Origin of the sequence: Limnobacter sp. SAORIC-580 (genome assembly GCF_013004065.1) — a bacterium.
Taxonomy (GTDB): domain Bacteria; phylum Pseudomonadota; class Gammaproteobacteria; order Burkholderiales; family Burkholderiaceae_B; genus Limnobacter; species Limnobacter profundi.
This window is the reverse complement of sequence record NZ_CP053084.1, coordinates 1,211,345-1,232,528: the sequence shown is the minus strand read 5'-3', so window position 1 is coordinate 1,232,528 and position 21,184 is coordinate 1,211,345. Positions and strand designations below refer to the sequence as shown.

The following is a 21,184-nucleotide window of genomic DNA, read 5'->3' as shown; positions in this document are numbered from 1 at the left end:
CCTTAAAACTGGGCGAACAACTGTTCGTCAAATTTCACCCGCAGACGCAGATAAAAACCTTGAGAGAAAGTATCCTGGCCGCTCAAATCCCGGTCTTTGAAACCGAACACGTTGTAGCCAGCGGACACCCACTGGTTTTCCTGCAAGAGATAACCCACTTCAGCACCCAATGCTGTGCGGCGCCCCGACGAATCGTTGGAAAGCAAAAGACTTCCCTGCAAACCAAGGTCCCAGCGCGGGTTCACGTCATAAGTCATGCGACCCGACACCAGTTGCCCGCGGGTACGGTGTCCAATTCCCGAGTAACGTTCTTTTCCGAACTTGCCGGCATAACGAAATGTGGCAACAAGTGGGCGGGATACTTTCACATTGGCATGTGTGGAAAATACATGCACCAGACGGCGATAATCACCGGGCCGCGTGACAGCGCCTGCCGTCAGGGTTTTGTCGGTTTTAAACTCGTAACGGCCCAGCGCATTCCACCGATTTGTTTTGATATTCCGAAATGCCAGACCGATCTGGAATCGGTCCTGCAAGCGGCGTTGCTGGCCCGAATGATTCAGGAGAAAAATATTGCGTGTCAGGATCGTCCATTGTTCGGAAATCCTGCGTGCCAAACCCTGGCTGCTCAACACCGAACGGCCATTCGTCGCATTTCTCAACTCAAGACGAGCAGTCGCTTTGGTGTTGATGTTCGGGCTATATGACACAGCGCCGGTGGTTGCAATCGATTCAATACAGGTTTTGCAAGTGATGGCCTTCACACGCTCAAAGCTGGTGTTGAAACTCAAGGTTTCCGACACGGGAATTCTGTTGCGAAGTCCAATTGCAGCCTCTACTTCTCGTTCTGAAAACACTTGGCGAGCCCTGTATTCCGAGAAAGCCTGACCATTTTTCATGTATTCGGAGTCAATACCCAACACAGAGGTATTTCGGCGATCCTCGTTGTCAGGCTGAAAAGATCCGCCAAGTGACGAAGAAAGCTCATGCCGCCCATATACGCGACCCTTGCCAGCCAAACGATATTCGCCGCCCAGGGCCACAAGTCTGTTTTTGCTGTTCCCAACGTCTTGCTCTACTTCGCCATACAAGGACACCTTGGGGAAAATGGGTGCTGGCCCATCAACACGCGCAGTAATACTGTTCGCAGTGTAATGGGTGCCTGTGCGCGATTGGGCGCCCTGTGCGGGCGAATCAAAAGACTCGCTTCGCACGCCAAGCTGAACTTTCACATTGTTTGCAAAATTTCTCTCCGCAGCGAAAAACACGCCACGCTTGGTTCTCCCGGTAAGCGCATCCTTTGACGACAGCAAATCAACAATCAGGCGATTTTTGTCGTCAAGTGAATAATTGAATTTGCCACGTGCTTCCGTTCTTCCACGGCTTAACGTGGACGAGGCATTTGAAAAGGCAGGGTCTGAACGCGACACCTGGAACCGCCCCTGCAAACGCCCTTCCTTGATTTTCCCCTCAACACGCGCAGCGTTGCCGGAACCCACATCAAGTCGGTTGCTGCTGGCCAGTTCACCCACGATGCTGTTGCTGCCGTTCTCATAACGGGCAAAAATACCGCGCAGCTGGTTGGGGTCTTGCGGATTCTGATCATCAACAATGGCCGCACCGATTTGCACATCTTCACGCACATCCACACGCACTTCGGCGCCAGCAACCCAGAACTCTTCACCATCTTGCTGAACTTCATAGGCGACGCGAACAAACTGCTCATTGAGGTTTTCGTCAAGGCTGGCCACCGGCGCACGAAACAGGATTCGACCACTGAAAGGCTCCAGGGTGTAATCCACAAAACGCTGCATGGGCACACTGCGTATCACCACGGCGGGCTGATCGCTGTCGCGAGTCACGATCTCGATTTTCTCGCTGTTGGCCACAAGATTGTCGAACTTCAGCGCATAAGGACCCGAGGTACCATTGGCAGGAATTTCCTCCACCACCTGGCGGGTGGTTTCGCGACTTGCGAATGAATCGATTTGAATATTGTCGGCATCATAATGATGACGAACACCGTTTAAACTACGGTTGTAGGCAGACAACTTTCTGACCACCTGACGATCAGCGCTTTGGGTATTGAAATCGCCCAACAGAAACCAGGATTTGTTTTTGTCCAAACGCAGGTACAAGCGACCGTTGGACTGTGCATCGGAACCTTTCACTGAATCGTCGCCATACACCGCGTAATACTGGTCAGGATCAATATCCCGGAAAAGCTTGTCCTGAGTGGGTTTGTCTGAATCGTAAGCCATGGTCAGCAGGTAATCACCCCTGATTTTTCCTTTCAGAAAAAGCGCAGCGCGTGCACCTGCATCCACCTGATTGCCTTGTGTCGAGAAGTGCTGAATTTCCTGTTCAAAGCCATCATTGCCATTGCCCGTGCTCAGAATGCCTTCGCGCAGATCCCGCAGATTGATCACCCCCTCAAGAAGACCCACCGCAATCATTTCACGCAACTGCGCAAGAAAGCTCACTTCTGACTCGGCCTTGACCAAACCCGATGTGACCTGAACTGTGGCCCGTCCTGTTTGCTCGGGGCTTTGAAGCTTGAAAATGGCATGGCCACCTTCCACAAAAACCTGGTGACCGGTTGCCACCGGATCGAGATCCGGATGCAGCCAGTGGCCTGAATCGCTTGACAAATTCAAGGGTGTACGGGCGACCACGGGAATACCAGCGGCATCAAAAAGTGACACCTTGACCAGCGCTGTTTGGCCTTGCCCTGCCATGGCGGGCTGGGCTGAATCAATGTGTATGGCAGCCAAGGCACCCGGTGCCAACAATTGAATGGACTTTCTCGCCCTGACCCGACCATTGTCATCCACGTCCAGCAACTCGACCTGGTTTTCGCCTTGCTGTAACTCAATCCCGATGTACTCACGTGCCTCCATGTTTCGCCCGGCAACCTCCACCCGTGTGCCCAATTTTTTGGGTGACACATCAAGCCCATTGACCTTCAACACAAGGTTTGCGCCAATGGGGCCTTTGATGCGAAAACTGCTTTGGGTCGTGGCCACATTCTGGGTTTTTTCCATGCCAATGAAATCAAGGCTGTTGTTCAAGGTTTCAACAGATTCAGCCAGCGATTTCGCGGTGCGCGCGGGTGCGCCTTCAATTTTCTGCTGCCCCGGCTCAAGCCCCGCAGACCGTGGCTGAACCTTGATCTTTTGAGCCCGTCTGTCGATTTCCTGATCAAGGCTCTCGGGGCAACCTTTCAATGCAAAATCCGCGCGATGCAATTCACCGTTTTTCATGTCAATAAAACGGCTGTTGCCATCGCCGGCATGCCGGTTTGAAATTGCAAGCGTTCGGGTGTCGGCGGGCAATGTGGTGGCATCAACTTTTGCAACATGGGTTTGAGGCGTTACCCCGTGAAAACTGAACAACCCATTGTGATCAGTTGTCGCCCAGTTGCCGTTTTCCAGCCATACACGCACGCCGGGAACGCCCCTTTCGCCGTCTTGCTGCAAGCCGTCTTCATTGCAGTCTGCGTAAACCTTTCCAAGCACAAAACCGTGGGTATCAAATACACCCCCTTCAACACGCACAGAAGCCGTTGCTACATTGCTGGTGTGTGCCAAAGGCGAGGCGCTTTGTGCCTGTGCACGGTTTGTCGCATTGGTGCCGATTCGAGCCCCTATTCCTACAGCAGTTACATAAACGATGGTGGCAGATTCATCGTTTTCGAGTGTGCCCAAAGGGAACGCAAGAACGGAACTTGTTGAACCGTCCGGGTCCGTGATCTGTTGACCATCACGCATTGCAGAACCCGCACGATATTGAAAACCCGGGGGCAATTGATCCCGCAACACCACACCGAATAGTTTTTCGCCACTGATGTTGCGCACCTCAACGGCATAAGAAACGATGTCCCCAATTTCAACAATCTTGCGGGCAACCGATTTCCTGACCTGAATGCCTGTGGCATTCACATTGTCGACAGGCACATCAATCTTGACTGCACCTGTGAATGTATTCACCGCAAAATTGCCACCATAGGAACCTGACAGGTCGATGCTTCGCCCTGCCGGTAAAACATCAGGTGCCAAACGCGATGAAAACTCATAGCCGGTGGGTGGTACAACCAGCAAACGATAGGTGCTGGCTGGAACCAGGGGAAACCGGTAGCTACCGTCTGCACCCGTGATCACCCGGCTCGGTGCTGGTGTGGTGCCATCGTCCTGAAACACCACAGCAGGCCCACCGGGATTGCCACCGTTGCCACGGCCATCAACATCAATCAACTCCACCTGCACATTGGCAATCGGCAAATTGTTGCGGCTGTCAAATACAACACCTTCAGGATCGATCAATACGCTGGTGAACGCCTCGCCCACACCGCAATCACCGATTGCGGCGATCAGGCGATCATTTTTTCCAGTCTCCACCACTCCGTTGCCGGGCACCATATTGCTGATCCGCATGTTGCTGGTTTCAATGGCTTGTGGAATCCGGAAAATCCCAGTGTTGATACCCTGTTCCACGCCCAGAAACTGCTCCTCATCGCCAGACAATTCTGAACGAATGGTGATCACCACCTCGTCAACAAGCGAGGCGTTTGAATTGCATGCACTTGCATCAGCCTGCAAATACAAGGGGGTGCCCAAACGAGTCGCCGTGGCAGGCGCAGAAAACGAAGGGTCTGAATAGTAAGTAATTTCGGGTGGGCTGGGCTCAAGCAGCAAAACCACCTGGTTGGAAGACGACATTGAATTGTCCACTGCCACGGCATTGTTGTAGTAGGCCTGGGATCGGTAAGGCAACTCACCCGATGAATTGTCATTGGCTTGAACGGTCAGATTGAACTGAGCATCGGCTGTGGGCATCAGGCTTTCAAGCACATACGCAACCGCAGTGACTCGGCTTAAATCGGACGGTGGCGTGGCAGAAAAATCATAGTTATTTCCTGTCTTGTACAACACCCGGCCCACCTTGGCACCCGCATCCACAAACTGCGTATTCGGTGCGATTTCCTGAACAATCAGAAGACCCGATTCAACGCGACCGTCCACTTCATAATCAATCCCATCGGCAATTGCATTGCCTGTGTTCTGTGTGTTTAATACCAGCTCCACGTGTTCGCCTGGCGCCGGTGTCAAGGTGGACGCTTCAAGGCTCAAAACCAGTACGGCACCTGCCGTTACTTCTACGGTGTCTGTGTTGCGTGCAAATTCGATGTCGCCCCGATAGGCCACCACATCAATTTTTGATAGCCCACTGGCATCAACAGGCACCACGCCCGAAATCAACAGCTCAACAGCCTGCCCAGGCAATAGCTCGATGGACGTTACGGTGGGTTCACCAGAATCAGGTTCGCCGTTTTCGTTGAGATCGTGCACCAGCAACAATGGATCAATATCAAATTGATCGTTTGCATGGTTCTCCAAACGCAAGTTGTACGCAGTGATTGAATTGCCAGTATTGACAAGGCGATGCTTTAACGTGACCGAATTTCCTGCTGTTCGGCGTTGCCGTTGATCGCTCAGCAGAAGGCCGGCTTCGTATTGCTGCATGAAGACACGCACAGCGTTGGATGCCAGATTTGAAGGCAAACCCGTTGCGTTGTCGACGTAATACAAACTGGCCTGGTTCAGCACGGTGCCACCAGCCGTCAAAGGCTGGATAGTCGATGCTGCAAATACTGCAGAGGCAGCGGAAAACATTGAAAACCAAGCGAGCAGGATCATCAGATACTGATTCATATCGTATCCCCTCGTTTTAGCGTTTTGAGAAAAAAACCGGCCCGCTACCCTCCCGGGCGGGGCCGGAAACGGGGACTCAAGGCATGATCTTCACGCCGAAGGTCAAGACAAGGGTCTGGTCCGGAGCCAGACTGTTGGCAGTGACCTGAATGGTCCCGGAGTCATCGGCAGCGGGGGCCGTTACCGTGCCAGCACTTGCAGCAGCCGGGGACACCGCGTGATAGATGGTGTGCACAGGTGTTGCATCGCTGACCACCAGATCAAGCACTTCAGAAACACCCACGTTCCTGGCTGTAATCTCGTAGCGAATACACGCATCGGGTACAGCACCATTGGTCAGGTCGGCTGTGGTGAATGCGGTGTCCGGCAAACCATTGCAGTCCGCATCCAGTGCCTGCTTCTTGACCAATTTCACACTTCCGGCAATCACGGTGGTTGCATCGTCCACGCTGGCTGCTGTGGGCGCGGCCTGAGTATCGATGGTGCCGCTGGTTGTTGCGCTCAAACTGCTGGTATTCATCGCACCAGCTGTGGCGTTTGCGCCCGCTTGAACCTTCACGAACAGCGTCGCACTTTCGCCCGGATCGAGACCCGGATTTGTACTTGCACCATTGCTTCCCCCGGTCAACTGCGACGCATCGGTGACCACTGGGTCGGATGGATCCAGCACACCGTTGTTGTTGATGTCCCAATGAACAATCGAAGAGAAGCCGTCTTTGTCGTCGACCAATGCAAAGTCGATGCTGCTGGTGGTGCCGTTGCCCTCAGTAACATTGCCCAGGTTGGACAAGGTGTGCGTGTAGGTCACCGTTCCGCCTGGCGAAACCTGCCCGGAATTGTTGCTTTCCAACACCACGTTGCGAACGGTATTCACGGTCACAGCATTGTGCACAATGTCGCCTGCGCCAGAGTTGGGAGAAACCGCACGGAAATAGATGTCTTCCGTACCCGGCACATAATCTGCCGGCACTGACACTTCAGCAGTCACCGTGACGGTGCTACCCCCATTGACAACACCCGTGTTCGTGATCACGGCACCGCTGGCATCACGAAACACAACGCTCCATCCATCTGGCAATCCAATCGTGGAGAAGGTCGAATCGGTACTGGCAAGCAGGTTGAAGTTGTCTGCAACACTGCTTGAATTGGCCACCGCCAGGGTGAATGTGGTGGTACTTCCGGGGTTGACAGGATTGGTGTCAACAGACACCGCTTCTGCACCGGGTCCGAAACCTGGAGCACCTGCACCAGACACATCGTTGGTCAAATCAACACTGTTGCTGGTAATGGTGCTTAAGGTGTCGGTGGCCACTGCAAACACTGCCACATCCACACTCGAAGTCGCCTTTGCCTCAACCGTGTAGGGGCCACCAGCGGATGCATCGCTTGGCAAAATCGCCTTGACCACGTACGACACACTTTCATTTTGACCCAACGGCCCCGTATCGGGCACACCGTCACCATCGCTGTCCAGCAAAGGAGAAACGCCGTCGGCCTGGTACAGCACGAAGGCAGTGCCCGCCGGGAACGATGAATTGATCATGGTCAAATCAAAAGTGTCCTCGCCGTTGCCATCATTGCTCACCACGTTGGTGAAAGTCACTGTACTGCCCTGGGCTGCAGCCGCCACGGAGTCACCAGTCGAGCTTACTGCCACGGTTTGATCAACACGGAACTGCACCGAGTTCGTGAAGTTCTGCGCAACATCTGCACTGCCGTCGTTGTAACTGTAGTAAGCCGTATTCAAGGTGGCTGGGTTTGAGCCTGCGTCAAGACCGTTATCCACATTCACTTGAAAGGAAATTGAGGCAGAGGAACCAGCAGGCACCACGGCAATCACTGCCCTTACCGTGTCTGTTGTGGTGACATTGAAATCGTAAACAATGCCGCCCTGGTCATCGGTCGCATCCAGGTCAGTCAACACGGTGGCACCTGTGCTGGTCCAGCGTCCGCTGCCCGGCACATACGTCATGCCATCCGGAATGTCATCCGTGATCACCAAATTGCTCGCAGCACTGTTTCCAGTGTTGTTGTAAGTCAGCGTGTAAGTGTACGGACCACTGCCAGCCGACCCACTGGCCACATCAATAGACTTGGTCACATTCACCACAGCATTGCTGGACACGGTTGTTGTATCGGTATTCGAAGCCGTCTTTGTGGAATCAAACCCGCTGGTCGCCGTGACTGTGATGTCATTGGCTGAACCTGAACTGGCTGTGGTGGGAACCTGCCCCACGATGACGAAGTTGTATGCCTGACCGGGTGCAAGATCGCCTGTGTTCGAAATCTCGGATGAATTGTCGGGTACACCATCGCCATCCAGATCGGCATAAATCTTCACCTGATCAAACGTGAAAGCGCCCGAGTTGACCGTGGCCAAACTGAACTGATCAACCCCGTTACCGGTGTTGGTCAAGGTGTGCGGGAAGCTTACCTGCCCACCAGCGGTGACGTTTTTGTTGCCATCGGCGGTCAAGGTCAAACTGGCGACATGCTGCACAATCGTGACCACTGTGTTACTGGTCACGGTACGCGTGGTTTGTGATCCATCGGTGTATGTTGCTGATGCCTGGTTACCAATCGACGTTCCGGCCACAGGGGCTGCGTGCGCATCTTTCAGCCACACCAGCATGAAAGCGATAAAGGCAGCGACCCACAAACTCCATACAACGGTGGCCGTGAATTTCTGCATGGATCCAGAGGAATTGTTGTTGCTCATTGTTGCCCTCCTGCAATCGAATCATCGCCAGGTGTTACACGCATGCGTGCATACATCGTGGCGCTTTTCTGTGGGGGAATATCGCCAACAGCCCACCGCAGAAAACGGTAATCGGCGGGATCAGCATCGACGGTCTCGATTCGGCCATCCGGGGTCCTGGAAACTTTCTTCAGTGGTAAATCACCGAATACCCGACCATCCAGACTGGCTTGAAGATTCTGCAAATCGGTTTTGTCTTTCACGAACACAAGTTCCCGTGCGGGAACAGGCAAGATCGCCATGACATTGCGAGCCAGGGTGTCGCCCTGATTCCGGCAAATCACTTTGTACTGAAGAATGTCGCCAGGATTGGCTTGTTGGGCTGGTTTGAAAACTTCCAGACCTTTGTCGTCCATTTGAACCAAATGAACCTGAAGATCAATTTTGACGTCTTCATTACTGTGGACCACACTGCTGAAAACGGCCAACAGCGCGAACAAACTTGCTGTGGTGATGGGTCTCATCGTATTTTTCCTTCAATGTTTGCAAACACCCCTGAAATGACAGAGGACGAGCAGGTGCTTAATCAACACTTAAGGAAATGATTACCGATATTACCGATTTAGTCAAGGAGATAGGGATTAAATTGGTAATTTATTACCAATTCAGAAAAGCAAAAACGACCACGAATTATCTGGAAAGCGCCAGTTTTTCCGCCACGCCATCCACAACCAGCTGCCGGATTGACTTGAAAGGCGCTGGTTTTTCAAAAACATGAACGCCTTCGGGCAAACTGCCCAGGTTTTGTATCGCCTCTGAATCGTAGGAGGTGATCACGATGACCAACATGGAGCCCAATTCACCAAGCTCGCTCAGGCGACGCAGCATCTTGAAGCCATCCATACCCGGCATGCTCAAATCGGTGATCAACACATCGGGTTTGGTCTTGCCAATGCGCAGCAATGCCTCAAAACCATCTTTGGCCAGCTCAACCTGAATGGAATTGGCCCATTGCCGGACATTGAATTCGTAGAGCCGGCGAAGCGCTTCCTCATCTTCAACGATCAACACCCGCATGCCTTGCTCCAGGTTAGGCAACCCGGAACCAGCATTTGATGCAGATTGAGGATTTCTCGCCTTGATTAAGGCATTCACCGATTCACGGATGATACGCCGATGCCCACCAGCAGTTTTCCAGGCACGCAGGCTGCCTTTCTCGACCCACAATTGAATCGTTTTTGGCGAAACCCCCAATATTTGAGAGGCCTCTTTGATTGAGCAGTAATCTGTTGCGTCATTCATTGTTTTAACCATTGTTAATGTTGCAATTCAAGTAAGCGGTCTTACCAATTATACCAATATTACCAATTGTGATATTATTAGTCATGCAGATTCAACCAAGTTTGGTACTTGTCAACACAAAGGCTTCACGCTCGAATTGATCAAGGAGACCCGCCATGATGCCAGCACCCACCCCCCTGAATGAAATCGCCCGGCTTAAGGATTTGTGCAGCTACAAGTTACTGGACTCCCCTGCAGAAAGCGAATTTGACGCCATTGCTGAATTGGCGGCTGAAATTTGTGGCACGCCAACTGCGTTGATCTCATTGATTGACGAGCAACGCCAGTGGTTCAAAAGCACCATCGGATTCGACGAAACAGAAACAGCCCGGGACATCTCCTTTTGTGGTCACGCAATTGCCCAAACAGGATTGATGGAAATCCAGGACACTTTGCAGGACGAACGCTTTCGCGACAACCCCTTGGTGAGCGGCGCACCACACATCCGTTTCTATGCGGGCGCACCGATTGTGTCACCGCGCGGTTACGCGCTGGGCACCTTGTGCGTCATCGACCTGAAACCGGGGAAGCTGAAAGATTCGCAAAAAAAAGCCCTGTTGCAACTGGCCAAACAAGTTGTTTCGCAAATGGAGCTAAAGCGAACTGCAAGGTTATTGAAGTCGGAAAATGCATTCCAGCAATCGATTTTAAACTCAACAGATGCTGCAGTTATTGCGACCGATCCCGACGGCTTGATCACGCATTTCAACAAAGCAGCGGAACTGATGCTGGAATGCACGGCCGAGCAAGCCATCAACAAGCTTCATTCACTTGATTTCCATGAACCCAACGAAATCCTGATTCGCAAAAGCCAGCTTCTTCAGGAATCTCAAAAAACCCTTGTCAATGACCATTACACCCTGATCGGTAAAGCACGCGATGGGCGGGTAGAACGCCGCTATTGGACACTGATCTCCAGAACAGGAAAACACATCGATGTTGAATTGACAGTCAACCCGCTCCATATCGAGGACGGAGAGTTCAGCGGTTACTTGCACATCGCGCAAAACCTGACCGACATCCAGCGAACGCAAGAAGAACTTTATCTTGAGAAAAAAAGGCTGCATGGCGTTATTGAAGGCACCAGCGCCGGAACCTGGGAATGGAACATTCCCGAAAACAAAATCATTGTGAATGATCGATGGGCACAAATCATGGGCTTCACGCTTGAAGAGCTTCAACCACTTGATCTTGAGGTGTGGCGATCACGCGTACACCCGGATGACCTGCTTGAATCGGAACGAATGTTGAAGCAGCATTTTCAGGGACTCATCGATGTATTCGAACAACCCTTTCGCCTTAAACACAAAGATGGGCACTGGGTTTGGGTTCAATCCCATGGCCGCGTAGTGAGCCGCGCCAAGGATGGATCACCATTGATGATGTATGGCATTCATATTGATATTTCCGAGAAAAAAGCAGCCGAAAATGCACTGAACAACCGAAAGAATGAACTCGAAAAACTGGTCAAGAAAAGGACCACCGACCTGGCTGCAAACATGGCTTTCGTCAACAGCATGATTGAGAGCAGCCCCGATTGCCTCAAAGTTCTCGACCTGGACGCCAAGCTACTTTTCATGACAGCACGTGGTTGTCAAATTATGGAAGTGGACAACTTCTGCGACATTGAAGGCGCTGACTGGCTGACATTCTGGAACGAGAAAGACCAGCCCAAAGTACAGGACGCACTGAATTGCGCAAAAGCTGGCCAACTGGGTCGGTTTCAAGCAATGACCCCCACCATGAAAGGCACGGAAAAATGGTGGGATGTGATTATCAGTCCCATTGCCAACAATCAGGGGAAACCGGGCAGATTGTTGTCAGTGTCTCGGGACATCACCCATCAAAAAAAGCTCGAAGAAAAACTGCGGGGCTGGAATGCCGACCTTGAACAGCGTATAGCGACAAGAACTTCTGAATTGGCTCAGGCACGCGAAGCAGCAGAATCAGCCAATCAGGCCAAGACCAGTTTTCTTGCCAACATGTCGCATGAAATTCGCACGCCATTAAATGCCATCATCGGCATGTCGGAGTTGCTGGAACAAACCGGTGCGGCAAAGGAACGCGCGCACTTGCTGAAGTTGACACGGCAGTCGGCCTATTCATTGCTCGACATCATCAACGATATTTTGGATCTGTCAAAAATTGAAGCGGGACAACTGGAGGTGAATCTTGAACCGATGTCACTGAAAAGTGCATTTGAATTCGCGGCAGATCTGTTCTCGCAATCTGCACAGGCCAAGGGTCTGTATTTGCACATGAAGTTTGATGAAAACATTCCGCATTCCATGGAATGCGATCCATTGCGTTTGCGACAAATTTTGTTCAACCTGCTGAGCAATGCCGTGAAATTTACTCACAAAGGTGGAATTGAATTCAATGCAGAAATGAAGCGGGACGAACAAGGCAGCGAACAAATCGTGATTGAAGTGATTGACACGGGGATTGGCATCAGTCCTGAAGTCCAGAATCAGATTTTTGATCCGTTTGTTCAGGCGGCGCATGACACCAGCAAGAAATTTGGTGGCACAGGTCTTGGGCTTTCGATATCCCAACGACTCGCCAAACTTCTAGGGGGAAAACTTGCCTTGCACAGCGTGCTTAACGTAGGTTCGTGCATGACCGTTACGCTGCCCTTAAGAAGAACCGAACCCGACAAACTCACGCAAAACGAAAGCGGGAGGAATTCACAGGAAATAATTGAAGTACCGCAGTACGTCAAAAACGCAAATATCCTGATCGCAGACGACAATGAAATCAACCGGGCATTGCTCAAGAACCAGCTTGGCCTGATAGGTTGCAATGTTGACGTGGCTGGTGATGGCCTGGAAGCTTTGTCGAAGTGGATAGAGAAGGATTATGACCTGTTCATCTGTGATTGCCAGATGCCCAAGATGAGTGGCTTTGACGTGGCTCAACACATCCGGGAAATTACAGCCCTTCGCCCTGATCGCCGTGTACAAGCACTTATTGGCTATACCGCCGATGCCTTAAGTGAAACACGTGAACGCTGTTTGGCCGCAGGCATGGACGATGTGTTGGTGAAACCTGTGCGCATGGAAACCCTTAAATCAGTATTGATTGAATGGCTTGAACCCGGCCGAAAAAAGTTACCCGTAGTGACCACCATGACATCGCCCATCGATTGGGACGCATTGGATGAAATCACCGGGAACGACAGGGATTTTGCAAAAGACCTGCTGTTGGCCTTCATCGCAGACAAAGGCAAACAACTTGAAAAGCTGGACAACATGATCAGGAATTCAGACATGCAAGGCGTGATCAGGGTGACCCACAAAATCAAGGGCACGGCACTTGGACTGTGTGCAAAAACCCTGGCCGATACCTGCGGTTTGATAGAAACCGCGGCACAGGAAACTGACGACAGCATTGTTCAAACTGGCAAAGAACTGCTGGAGGCCGAATTCGAGAAAATTCGGGATTTGCTTCAAAACTGCTGAGTCAATGGGCAATTGACAAAATGGATTATGTGAATGTCAAAACACCGTCTGCCCCATTGAGGTTAGGCCCCTTGTCATTGTTAGCCGATAGCTGATTATCGATCACATAGATAAGGTCATCGCCCGAACCAAAACTGCCATTTGCATATGATTTGAAAAACCGATCACGATCAGCGACACCGTTTGTCTTAGCGCCTTTTCCGCCTTCATCTTCGGCATAAATAACCAGTTCATTAGCCTTCGAAGGCCCCTTCAGTTTTTCACTACCGAGAGAAGGATCAACCCTTTTTGCCTTAAGACTTACCTGCTGGTCTGTATTGATGAAAAGCGCCTGTCCAGAACCACCATCGCCAGTGATTGAGACGTTTGAATCGGTAACTTTGTACAGTGCGATGTATTTGTCGTGACTACCACCGAAGCTGACAAGCTTGGCGCCTGTAACCTTTGGAAGCTCGTTTGCCTCCACACCGTCGGAGGCATTCCTGCCGTGACTTTCTACAATGACCAGGTAGTCTGATTTAACGTTGTTAAAACTGTCCGTGCCGCCATCGACTCTTGTCAGCTTTTTATAATCCCCAAAAGTGGCATCTACGCCGTTAGTAGACACGCTGCTGCCAGCACCAGATGTATTGGATGAAGAACCAACAGATGAGATACCAACTGTTGAATCGGCAGCCCACCTGCTGAACTCCGCTTCACGCAGACCGCCAGAATTGTTTGCATCAATTTCATCAAATAAAGCCATTGCACCTTGTGGTGTCACATCACCAAATTCAGCTTTGATGTATCGTCCAAATACTTCTTTGGTCACTCCATTTTCATTTTGGATGTGGCGTTTGGCATCGTTATAATTGATCTCATCTGTATAACTTTGGGACTGTTGGGTTCTATTTACTGAGGCCACCATACAGACATCCTTTTTTGCAGAAAATTTTTATTAATAGGTACCTGTTGTTTATAAAATTTGTGCAATTTTACAAAGCCACTGGGTTACATACGACCAACCGAAGCCAAGACAACGTACTATCGATAAATATGTCAGCGGGCTGAAAGCGCGACTTTTCCTCGGGTCTTAATTCTTAAGTAGCATCCCCAACAAGCTTTGTTCAACAAAAAAAGGTTAGCCCGCAAATGCGGTAATACCGCTGGTGCTTATTCGTCTTTCTTGTTTTTCATTTTTACATACAGGCTTTCAGCCCAAGCTGTGGTTGCATCCGTAGCCGGGGGGTTCGATATTCCATTTACACCCCCGCCCTTGCCCACCTTGCGCGCCAGCACCACGGCAATAAGCAACACCACAAAAGGCCCCAACCACAACACCGCATTTTCCATGCTGTAAGCGGGCTTGTAGATCACAAACTCGCCATAGCGATCTTGCATGTAGCTTTTAATTTCTTCGTTGGTTTTGCCAGCACGAATTTGCTCGGCAATTTTGTCTTTCAAATCGACTGCCAAGGAAGCATGAGAATCAGCCAGCGACTGGTTCTGACACACCAAGCAACGCAACTCGCTGGCCACTTCTTTGTACTGTTCTTTCTCTGCTGCATTCAGATCATTCACATTCATCGGGAAGCCTCTATTGCGGGCAGTGCCATGCTGCCGAAATAGTCAGCAGGTATTGGCCCTACCTGCTTGTGAATAATGGTGTTGTTGGCGCTCATTAAAAAAGTTTCGGGCACGCCATACACACCCAACTCAATGCCGTACTGCCCTTGCTGGTCAATCAGGATCAAATCGTAAGGGTTGCCATATTGCGCCAGCCAACGGCGGGTGTTGGCCAGGTCGTCTTTGTAAGCCAAACCCACCAACTTGATTTTTTTCTGTTTTGCCAGCGCAATGAAATACGGGTGCTCCACCAAACACGCTTGGCACCACGATGCGAACACATTCAGTACCCAAGGCTGGCCTTTCAGTGCATCAATACTTTGCAGTGTTCGAATGTCGGCAATTTGCACTGCACCCGCCTCAGGCCCGTTAAAGCTGAGCACGGGAAGCACTACCGCAGGCACGGGCTTACCAATCAATGCGGAGGGTAATTTCTTGGGGTCAAGCCACAAACCACGGAGCAAAAACACACCCAAAAACAACAAGACCAAAATTGGCAAATACAGGCGCAAGCGTTTCTTGATCATGACGCCACCGCATTCTTTCTGGGGCGATAACGGCGATCAAATACGGTGAGTAAACCACCCAGTGCCATGAGCGCACAGCCCCACCAAATCAGGTTGATCAAAGGCTTGTAATACAGGCGCACGCCCCACGCCCCGGCGTTTTCACTGCTTTGAACTGCATCGCCAAGGCCAATGTAAACATCAGAAAACCAATCGCTGTGAATGGCCGCTTCAGTCATGATTTGCTCTGAACTTTGATAGCGACGTTTCTCCGGTTCCAGCAAGTGGATCAAGGTGCCATCGCCACGGGTCAACTCGAACACGCCCAGAGCAGCCACATGGTTTTGCCTCTGTACGGAATCAACGCCAATGAAAGTGACACGCCATGGGCCAATTTCAGAGGTTTCTCCTGGCTTAAGCACAGAATCAGTTTCAGTCTCGAAGGTTTTTACCCAGCTGACACCCACCACAAACACCGCCACTCCCAAATGCGCAAGCACCATGCCCCAATAGGACAAGGACAAACGGCGTATGCGATACAGCAAACCGCTTTCGGGAATGTTGGCCCCTGCTCTGCGTGTGGCCACCGCTGCGTGGGCCAGCGTGGCCACCGCCATGAACACCGCACACACCACACCAACAGCCCACAACAGGCTGAAATAACCATTGAATAGCGCTGCGCCCAACAACACCAGCACAGCCACAGCAAAAGCCACCGCCCCCGGCTTGATATATTGCGCCAAACGCGTTTCGCGCCAGCGTGAATCAGGGCCCAATGCCATCAGTAAGACCGCAGGCAACAAAATAGGCGCAAACATGGCCTCGAAGTAAGGCTGCCCCACCGACATTTTTCGACCACCAATCACCTCGACGACCAAAGGGTAAAGGGTGCCCAACATCACAGCCACCAAAGCAGCACTCATCAGCACGTTGTTGGACAACAGCAGCGACTCGCGCCCAGTGGCCTTGAAGTTACCACCCTGCCCGACCTCACCTGTTTTAAGGGCATACAGAATGTAGGAAGAACCCACCACAAGAAACAACAAGGCAAGAATGAACACGCCACGTTCAGGGTCTGTTGCGAAAGCATGCACCGAGGTAAGCACACCCGAGCGAACCAGAAATGTACCCAACAGCGACAAAGCAAACGTGGTGAGCGCCAGCAGCAAAGTCCAACTGCGCAAGGCACCCCTTTTTTCAGACACGGCCAAAGAGTGGATCAATGCTGTACCCGCCAGCCATGGCATCAAGGATGCGTTTTCAACGGGGTCCCAAAACCACCAACCACCCCAGCCCAGTTCGCGATAAGCCCACCAGCTGCCCAAGGCAATACCCATGGTCAAAAAGGCCCAGGCCACATTGGTCCAGGGGCGGCTCCAGCGTGCCCAGGTCATGTCGAAGCGCCCCTCGAGCAAACCTGCCACTGCGAAAGCAAAAGTCACTGCGAAACCTACATAACCCATGTACAACAGGGGCGGATGAATGATCATGCCAATGTCTTGCAGCAGCGGGTTAAGGTCTCGTCCATCTACAGGTGTGGGGTACAGGTATTCAAAGGGGTTGCTGGCAATTAACAAATAAAGCAGAAAACCCACCAGCACCAATTGCAAGGTGGCCAGTACGCGCACTTTGAAACAGGCAGACACCTCGAATTTGGCCCATGCCACTGCTTGAGTCCAACCCGCAAACATGAGCACCCAAAGCAAAAATGAGCCTTCATGAGAACCCCAGCTTGCAGCCACCTTGTAAAAAACAGGCAAAGCCAAATTGGAATTCTCAGCCACATTGCGAACAGAGAAATCGCTGATAGCAAAGGAATACACCAGGCCAACAAAAGCAGTACTGACCAGCCCGGAGACCAGCAACACATTGCGTTGAATCGATTTCAACAAAGGAACTGCTGGATTATGGTTGTACACGCCGCGCACTGCGGCGAACCCCGCCACCGCACCAAACAGGGCCAAGACAGTGGCCAGTGCCAAACTGAACTGGGATATCAACGCGATCACTGCTCAACTCCGGGTGGCATGTAGTCTTCATCGTGTTTGGCCAACACCTCAGAGGCTTTGAATGTGGTGCCGTCCCATTGGCCATCTGCGACAACGCCTGTGCCTTCCTTGAATAAATCCGGAACAATGCCATTGAACTCAACCGGCACTTTGTTGTTCAGGTCGCTGACCACGAAACGAACTTTCAATGAGTCGGCCTCGCGTTGAACGCTGCCCACCTCGACCATGCCACCCAGGCGATAGGTTTTTTCACCTGTGGGCACTTCGCCACCCAGTATTTGAGTGGGGGTGTAGAAAAAAACCAGGTTCTCGTTAAACACTTTAACCAAGGCAATACCAAAACCCAAAGCCACCACAACAATAGCTGCCAGCCAAGCCGCGCGATGCGCGCGTGCATTACTCATTGCCTACCCCTTTACCGAGCCCAACCATTCGGTCATCTCTCTTTTTTTGACGAACCAGATCGGTTTTGCTGGGGCCTGCTCGGCCAGCCAACACACCATCCACAACCAGAATCAAGAGGCTTAAACCTACGCAAGCCCAAATTGTTTGCCATGCATCAAGAATCATTGTTTTGCCTTCTGCCCTTTACACCCAACGCCTTTGTACCAACAAACGCCGCGCTCGGTTCAACACCGAGCTGGCACAAATCAACCAGAACCCCAACACGCTGAGCCACATGCCCATGGCAATGTCAGGGTGAATTCGGCTGCCACTCATCGACACGCTGTAACCCTGATGAAGCGTATTCCAGAAAACCACCGAGAGGTAAATCAAGGGAATGTTCACAGCACCAATCAACAGCCCAACAGCCAATACACGATCAGCCTTGGCCGGGTTGGTGGTCAGTTGGCCCAAAGCAATGAGACCTAAGTAGATGAACAACAGCAAAAGCTCGGAAGTCATCCGTGCATCCCAAACCCAGTAGGTACCCCAAGTGGGTTTGCCCCACAGCGCACCAGTGACCAGGGCCAACACAGTCATCCAAGCACCGGTAGGCAACAAAGCCCGCATCATCACTGCAGATACATCGCTGCGATACACCCAATTCAAACCTGCATAGGCACAGGCCACCAAATACAGGAACATCGACATCCAGGCGGCTGGAACATGCACATAAATGGCCCGATACACCTCGCCTTGCTGCCCATCAACAGGAGCCAGAAACAAACCCGTGTACAAACCAAACCCCAGCAGCAGCACGCCCGTTGCGAGCAGCCACACCCAAAGCCAACTGGCCAGGGCGTGGAATTTGGGGGGTGAAGCCAACTGTGCAAACATCACTATTCCTGTATTAAACCAACAAGGCGCTTGGCCACAAAAGGCCCGAGCAAATAACCCAACATTCCCACACTCGCAAGCACAGCGAGCGGTGCAATTGCACTGCGACCCAAGCCATTGGCCTGACTGGCCTCAAGCCCAAAAATTAGAACCGGGACCAACAATGGCAAAGCCAACAAATAGACCAGAACTGCACCACCGCGGGTCAACATCACCAACAGGGCAATCAATCCCAACACAGGTGCCACAGCCCAAATACCCAGGCTCAAAGCCAAGGCCAAGTCGAAGGTTTGCGTGGCGTGCAAACCCAGTTGTAACGCCACCAGACCAGTAACAGGTACCAGCACGGTCACTTGGCACAGCACCAAAAATATAACCCTCACCAACCAATACAAAGCGATATTATCGGGATTAAGGCCTGATACAAAACCAAGCCAAGCTGTGCGGTGATCGTCTGCAAACCAGTCTTTGGCACCCAACATCAATGCGAGCAACAAGCTGACCCACACGGCCACCTGTGCAAATTCGGCGCTTGGCTTTCCAAGCCCGATTCCAAAAAAACTCAACACCATCCAGTGAAACAAAGCACCCCACAACAGGGCTTGTGGATTGCCCAAAGCCACCGCCCAATCTCGTTTGAGCAATGCACGCAAATTGACTTTTGCGGCCTGCTCGATTGCTTGAGTACAAGCATCACCCACGCCAGCATCCGTTGAGAAATCTCCGATCAAGGCCCCCTGGTCAATCCTGCCTTCTTTCACGGAGACGCCCGCCAAGTGCTGTGTTAATACCGATGCATCCACATGTGTGGCCATCAGTACAATGCCACCCCGCTGTAAATGCGCGGCCAACACCCTGGCCAATGTTGCAACGCCTTGGTGGTCCAGTGCATTCAAAGGCTCATCGAGCAACCACACCCTGAACTGCCCAGCCATCAAGGTACACAGACCCAAACGTGCACGTTGCCCTGAGGACAGGGTTCCAATTCGCTCGTATTGCCAATTGGCCAACCCTACCATGTCAAGCAACGGTTCAATTTGGGCACTGTCAACGCCCAAATGATCCAACACAATCTGCAGATGTGTATGGACCAACAATTCATCGCGCAGGCCAAACTCGGGCTTGAACAAAACACACTGGCCGGGCAACGCATTACTCATCAACCTCAGCAAGGTCGACTTTCCAACGCCGTTTCCACCACGAATCACATTGATCTCACCCGGCATTAATTCAAATCCGATTGGACCGGACAACACCACACCAGCTGCTTCCAGTGCCTGCGTTCTAACTTGCAGGCGAGTGGCGAAGAGTGAAATATGCATCATCGATTGGCCGTAAGTTCCGGCAAACTTAAATCCACACCTGAAGCGAGTTGATTGCGGGGAAGCGTTTGCCAACTTGACTCGATATCACCCATACCAGTTTGGGCCATGCCTTGAATCGACAAACGTGCTTGAATATGAACCGTGTCGGGCATGGCTGCAACGCCACCCTCCTGGATAAAGTCACCTGGCCCTATTCGCACAGCCTGTTCACCCACCGTCAATTGAGATGCGGGTACACGAACCACAGCCAAGGGCATGCCAGGGCCAGGCTGCGCCTTTAAGAAAACAAACAGTGCAGAGTTTTCTTTCAAGCTACTTAAGGCTGCCTCGGGAATAGTGACGTTCACGGAAGTGAGAATGTCCTCGGGCGTTGGGTTTGAATTTTTCAAACTGGCTTGCTGAACCTGGCTAAGCAATTGCCAGTACACCTGCGCTTTGTCATTGTCACCGGCTTGCTCCGCTGCACTTGCAGCCAAGGCAAGCGCCTTTTCGTGGCGGGGATCGCTTTGCAGCGCAGCTGCAATGTAAGTTTCGGGCTCACCTGCCAGTTGCCTTCCCTGTGCCATCGCGGTCATGTCAGCCAGATCCGCAAGAATGTCTGGATGCCCTGGCGTTAATTCCAGCGCTTTTTTCAAAGCATTCGCACTTTCAAGGTAATTGGACATGGAGGCATGTGTTCGTGCCAGCAGTACCCAACCACTCAAATCATCAGGCTGCTGCGCAAGCCTTACTTGCAAGCCCGCAAGCCGGTCCTCGAGACTGGCACCATCGCCAGGATGCCCGGCGGAAACAACCACTGATTGATCAACACTGGGCGCAAGCGCATTCACAGAGTTCGCTTCAGGCCATTTCAACGCACCGGGATGTATTGCACCAATGAGGTAGGTAAACAAAACTGCAAACCCCAAACTGGCCACGATCAACCATGACATGGTATTTGGTCGCGCCCAAGACGGACGAAGGGGAGAAACTGCGGCCGAAGCCATGTGCGGCTTGCTCTCGCTGGCCATGGTTAGCCAATTGTCGATCAATACCTGTTTACTGGAAGTGTCGAGCGTGGGGTCTGTTTCGATTTCCTGGCGCCGGTTCAAAAAAGCCCGCCACTCAGGGCTTTCTTCCAGAGACCCTACCTCATTCGTGGTTTTTTGATCATTGGAGAAAAAAAATCCTTTCCACGCAAAATACAGGCAAAATACTAGGAAAAACAGGAAGATAAAGCCGACAAAGGCCACGTCAAGACTCAATTG

General features: G+C 51.7%; 13 protein-coding genes. 1 reads left to right on the top strand and 12 read right to left on the bottom strand.

Annotated features, from left to right (window positions below):
- Positions 1-2: 2 nt before the first annotated feature.
- The 4 genes from HKT17_RS05695 to HKT17_RS05680 all read right to left on the bottom strand — a co-directional run bounded on the left by HKT17_RS05695 (position 3) and on the right by HKT17_RS05680 (position 9,711).
- Positions 3-5,711, bottom strand: a complete 5,709-nt coding sequence (locus tag HKT17_RS05695) for an SdrD B-like domain-containing protein (RefSeq protein WP_171098521.1) — start codon at positions 5,709-5,711, stop codon at positions 3-5.
- Positions 5,712-5,787: 76 nt separating this feature from the next.
- On the bottom strand, positions 5,788-8,430 hold the full coding sequence (locus tag HKT17_RS05690) for a beta strand repeat-containing protein (RefSeq protein WP_171098518.1): 2,643 nt from the start codon (positions 8,428-8,430) through the stop codon (positions 5,788-5,790).
- Positions 8,427-8,933, bottom strand: a complete 507-nt coding sequence (locus HKT17_RS05685; RefSeq protein ID WP_171098517.1) for a hypothetical protein — start codon at positions 8,931-8,933, stop codon at positions 8,427-8,429. Before HKT17_RS05685 ends, HKT17_RS05690 begins: the two co-directional genes overlap by 4 nt.
- Before the next feature lie 166 nt (positions 8,934-9,099).
- Entirely contained in the window at positions 9,100-9,711 is a 612-nt protein-coding gene (locus HKT17_RS05680) for a response regulator (RefSeq protein ID WP_240965915.1), read from the bottom strand.
- 155 nt (positions 9,712-9,866) lie between these two features.
- Here HKT17_RS05680 and HKT17_RS05675 point away from each other — a divergent pair, with 155 nt between their 5' ends.
- On the top strand, positions 9,867-13,211 hold the full coding sequence (locus tag HKT17_RS05675; protein ID WP_171098512.1) for a PAS domain S-box protein: 3,345 nt from the start codon (positions 9,867-9,869) through the stop codon (positions 13,209-13,211).
- A 25-nt stretch (positions 13,212-13,236) separates the two neighbouring features.
- Here the strand turns inward: HKT17_RS05675 and HKT17_RS05670 are convergent, their stop codons facing one another.
- From HKT17_RS05670 to HKT17_RS05635, 8 genes are all read right to left on the bottom strand, one after another.
- The gene (locus HKT17_RS05670; RefSeq protein WP_171098510.1) at positions 13,237-14,118 is read right to left on the bottom strand and encodes an EF-hand domain-containing protein; all 882 of its coding nucleotides are present in this window, start codon (positions 14,116-14,118) and stop codon (positions 13,237-13,239) included.
- Positions 14,119-14,363: 245 nt separating this feature from the next.
- The gene (locus tag HKT17_RS05665) at positions 14,364-14,777 is read right to left on the bottom strand and encodes a cytochrome c-type biogenesis protein (RefSeq protein ID WP_171098508.1); all 414 of its coding nucleotides are present in this window, start codon (positions 14,775-14,777) and stop codon (positions 14,364-14,366) included.
- On the bottom strand, positions 14,774-15,343 hold the full coding sequence (locus HKT17_RS05660) for a DsbE family thiol:disulfide interchange protein (protein ID WP_171098506.1): 570 nt from the start codon (positions 15,341-15,343) through the stop codon (positions 14,774-14,776). Before HKT17_RS05660 ends, HKT17_RS05665 begins: the two co-directional genes overlap by 4 nt.
- The gene (locus HKT17_RS05655) at positions 15,340-17,331 is read right to left on the bottom strand and encodes a heme lyase CcmF/NrfE family subunit (protein ID WP_171098503.1); all 1,992 of its coding nucleotides are present in this window, start codon (positions 17,329-17,331) and stop codon (positions 15,340-15,342) included. The genes HKT17_RS05660 and HKT17_RS05655 overlap by 4 nt, the downstream gene beginning before the upstream one ends.
- Positions 17,328-17,735 (bottom strand): cytochrome c maturation protein CcmE, encoded by a 408-nt coding sequence (ccmE, locus tag HKT17_RS05650; protein ID WP_008251122.1) that lies wholly within the window; start codon positions 17,733-17,735, stop codon positions 17,328-17,330. The genes HKT17_RS05655 and ccmE overlap by 4 nt, the downstream gene beginning before the upstream one ends.
- Positions 17,736-17,919: 184 nt before the next feature.
- Positions 17,920-18,612, bottom strand: a complete 693-nt coding sequence (gene ccmC, locus HKT17_RS05645) for a heme ABC transporter permease CcmC (RefSeq protein ID WP_371815430.1) — start codon at positions 18,610-18,612, stop codon at positions 17,920-17,922.
- 2 nt (positions 18,613-18,614) lie between these two features.
- Entirely contained in the window at positions 18,615-19,937 is a 1,323-nt protein-coding gene (locus HKT17_RS05640) for a heme exporter protein CcmB (RefSeq protein WP_171098498.1), read from the bottom strand.
- Positions 19,934-21,181, bottom strand: coding sequence for a tetratricopeptide repeat protein (locus tag HKT17_RS05635; protein ID WP_171098496.1), 1,248 nt, complete (start codon positions 21,179-21,181; stop codon positions 19,934-19,936). Before HKT17_RS05635 ends, HKT17_RS05640 begins: the two co-directional genes overlap by 4 nt.
- Between the last annotated feature and the right edge of the window lie 3 nt (positions 21,182-21,184).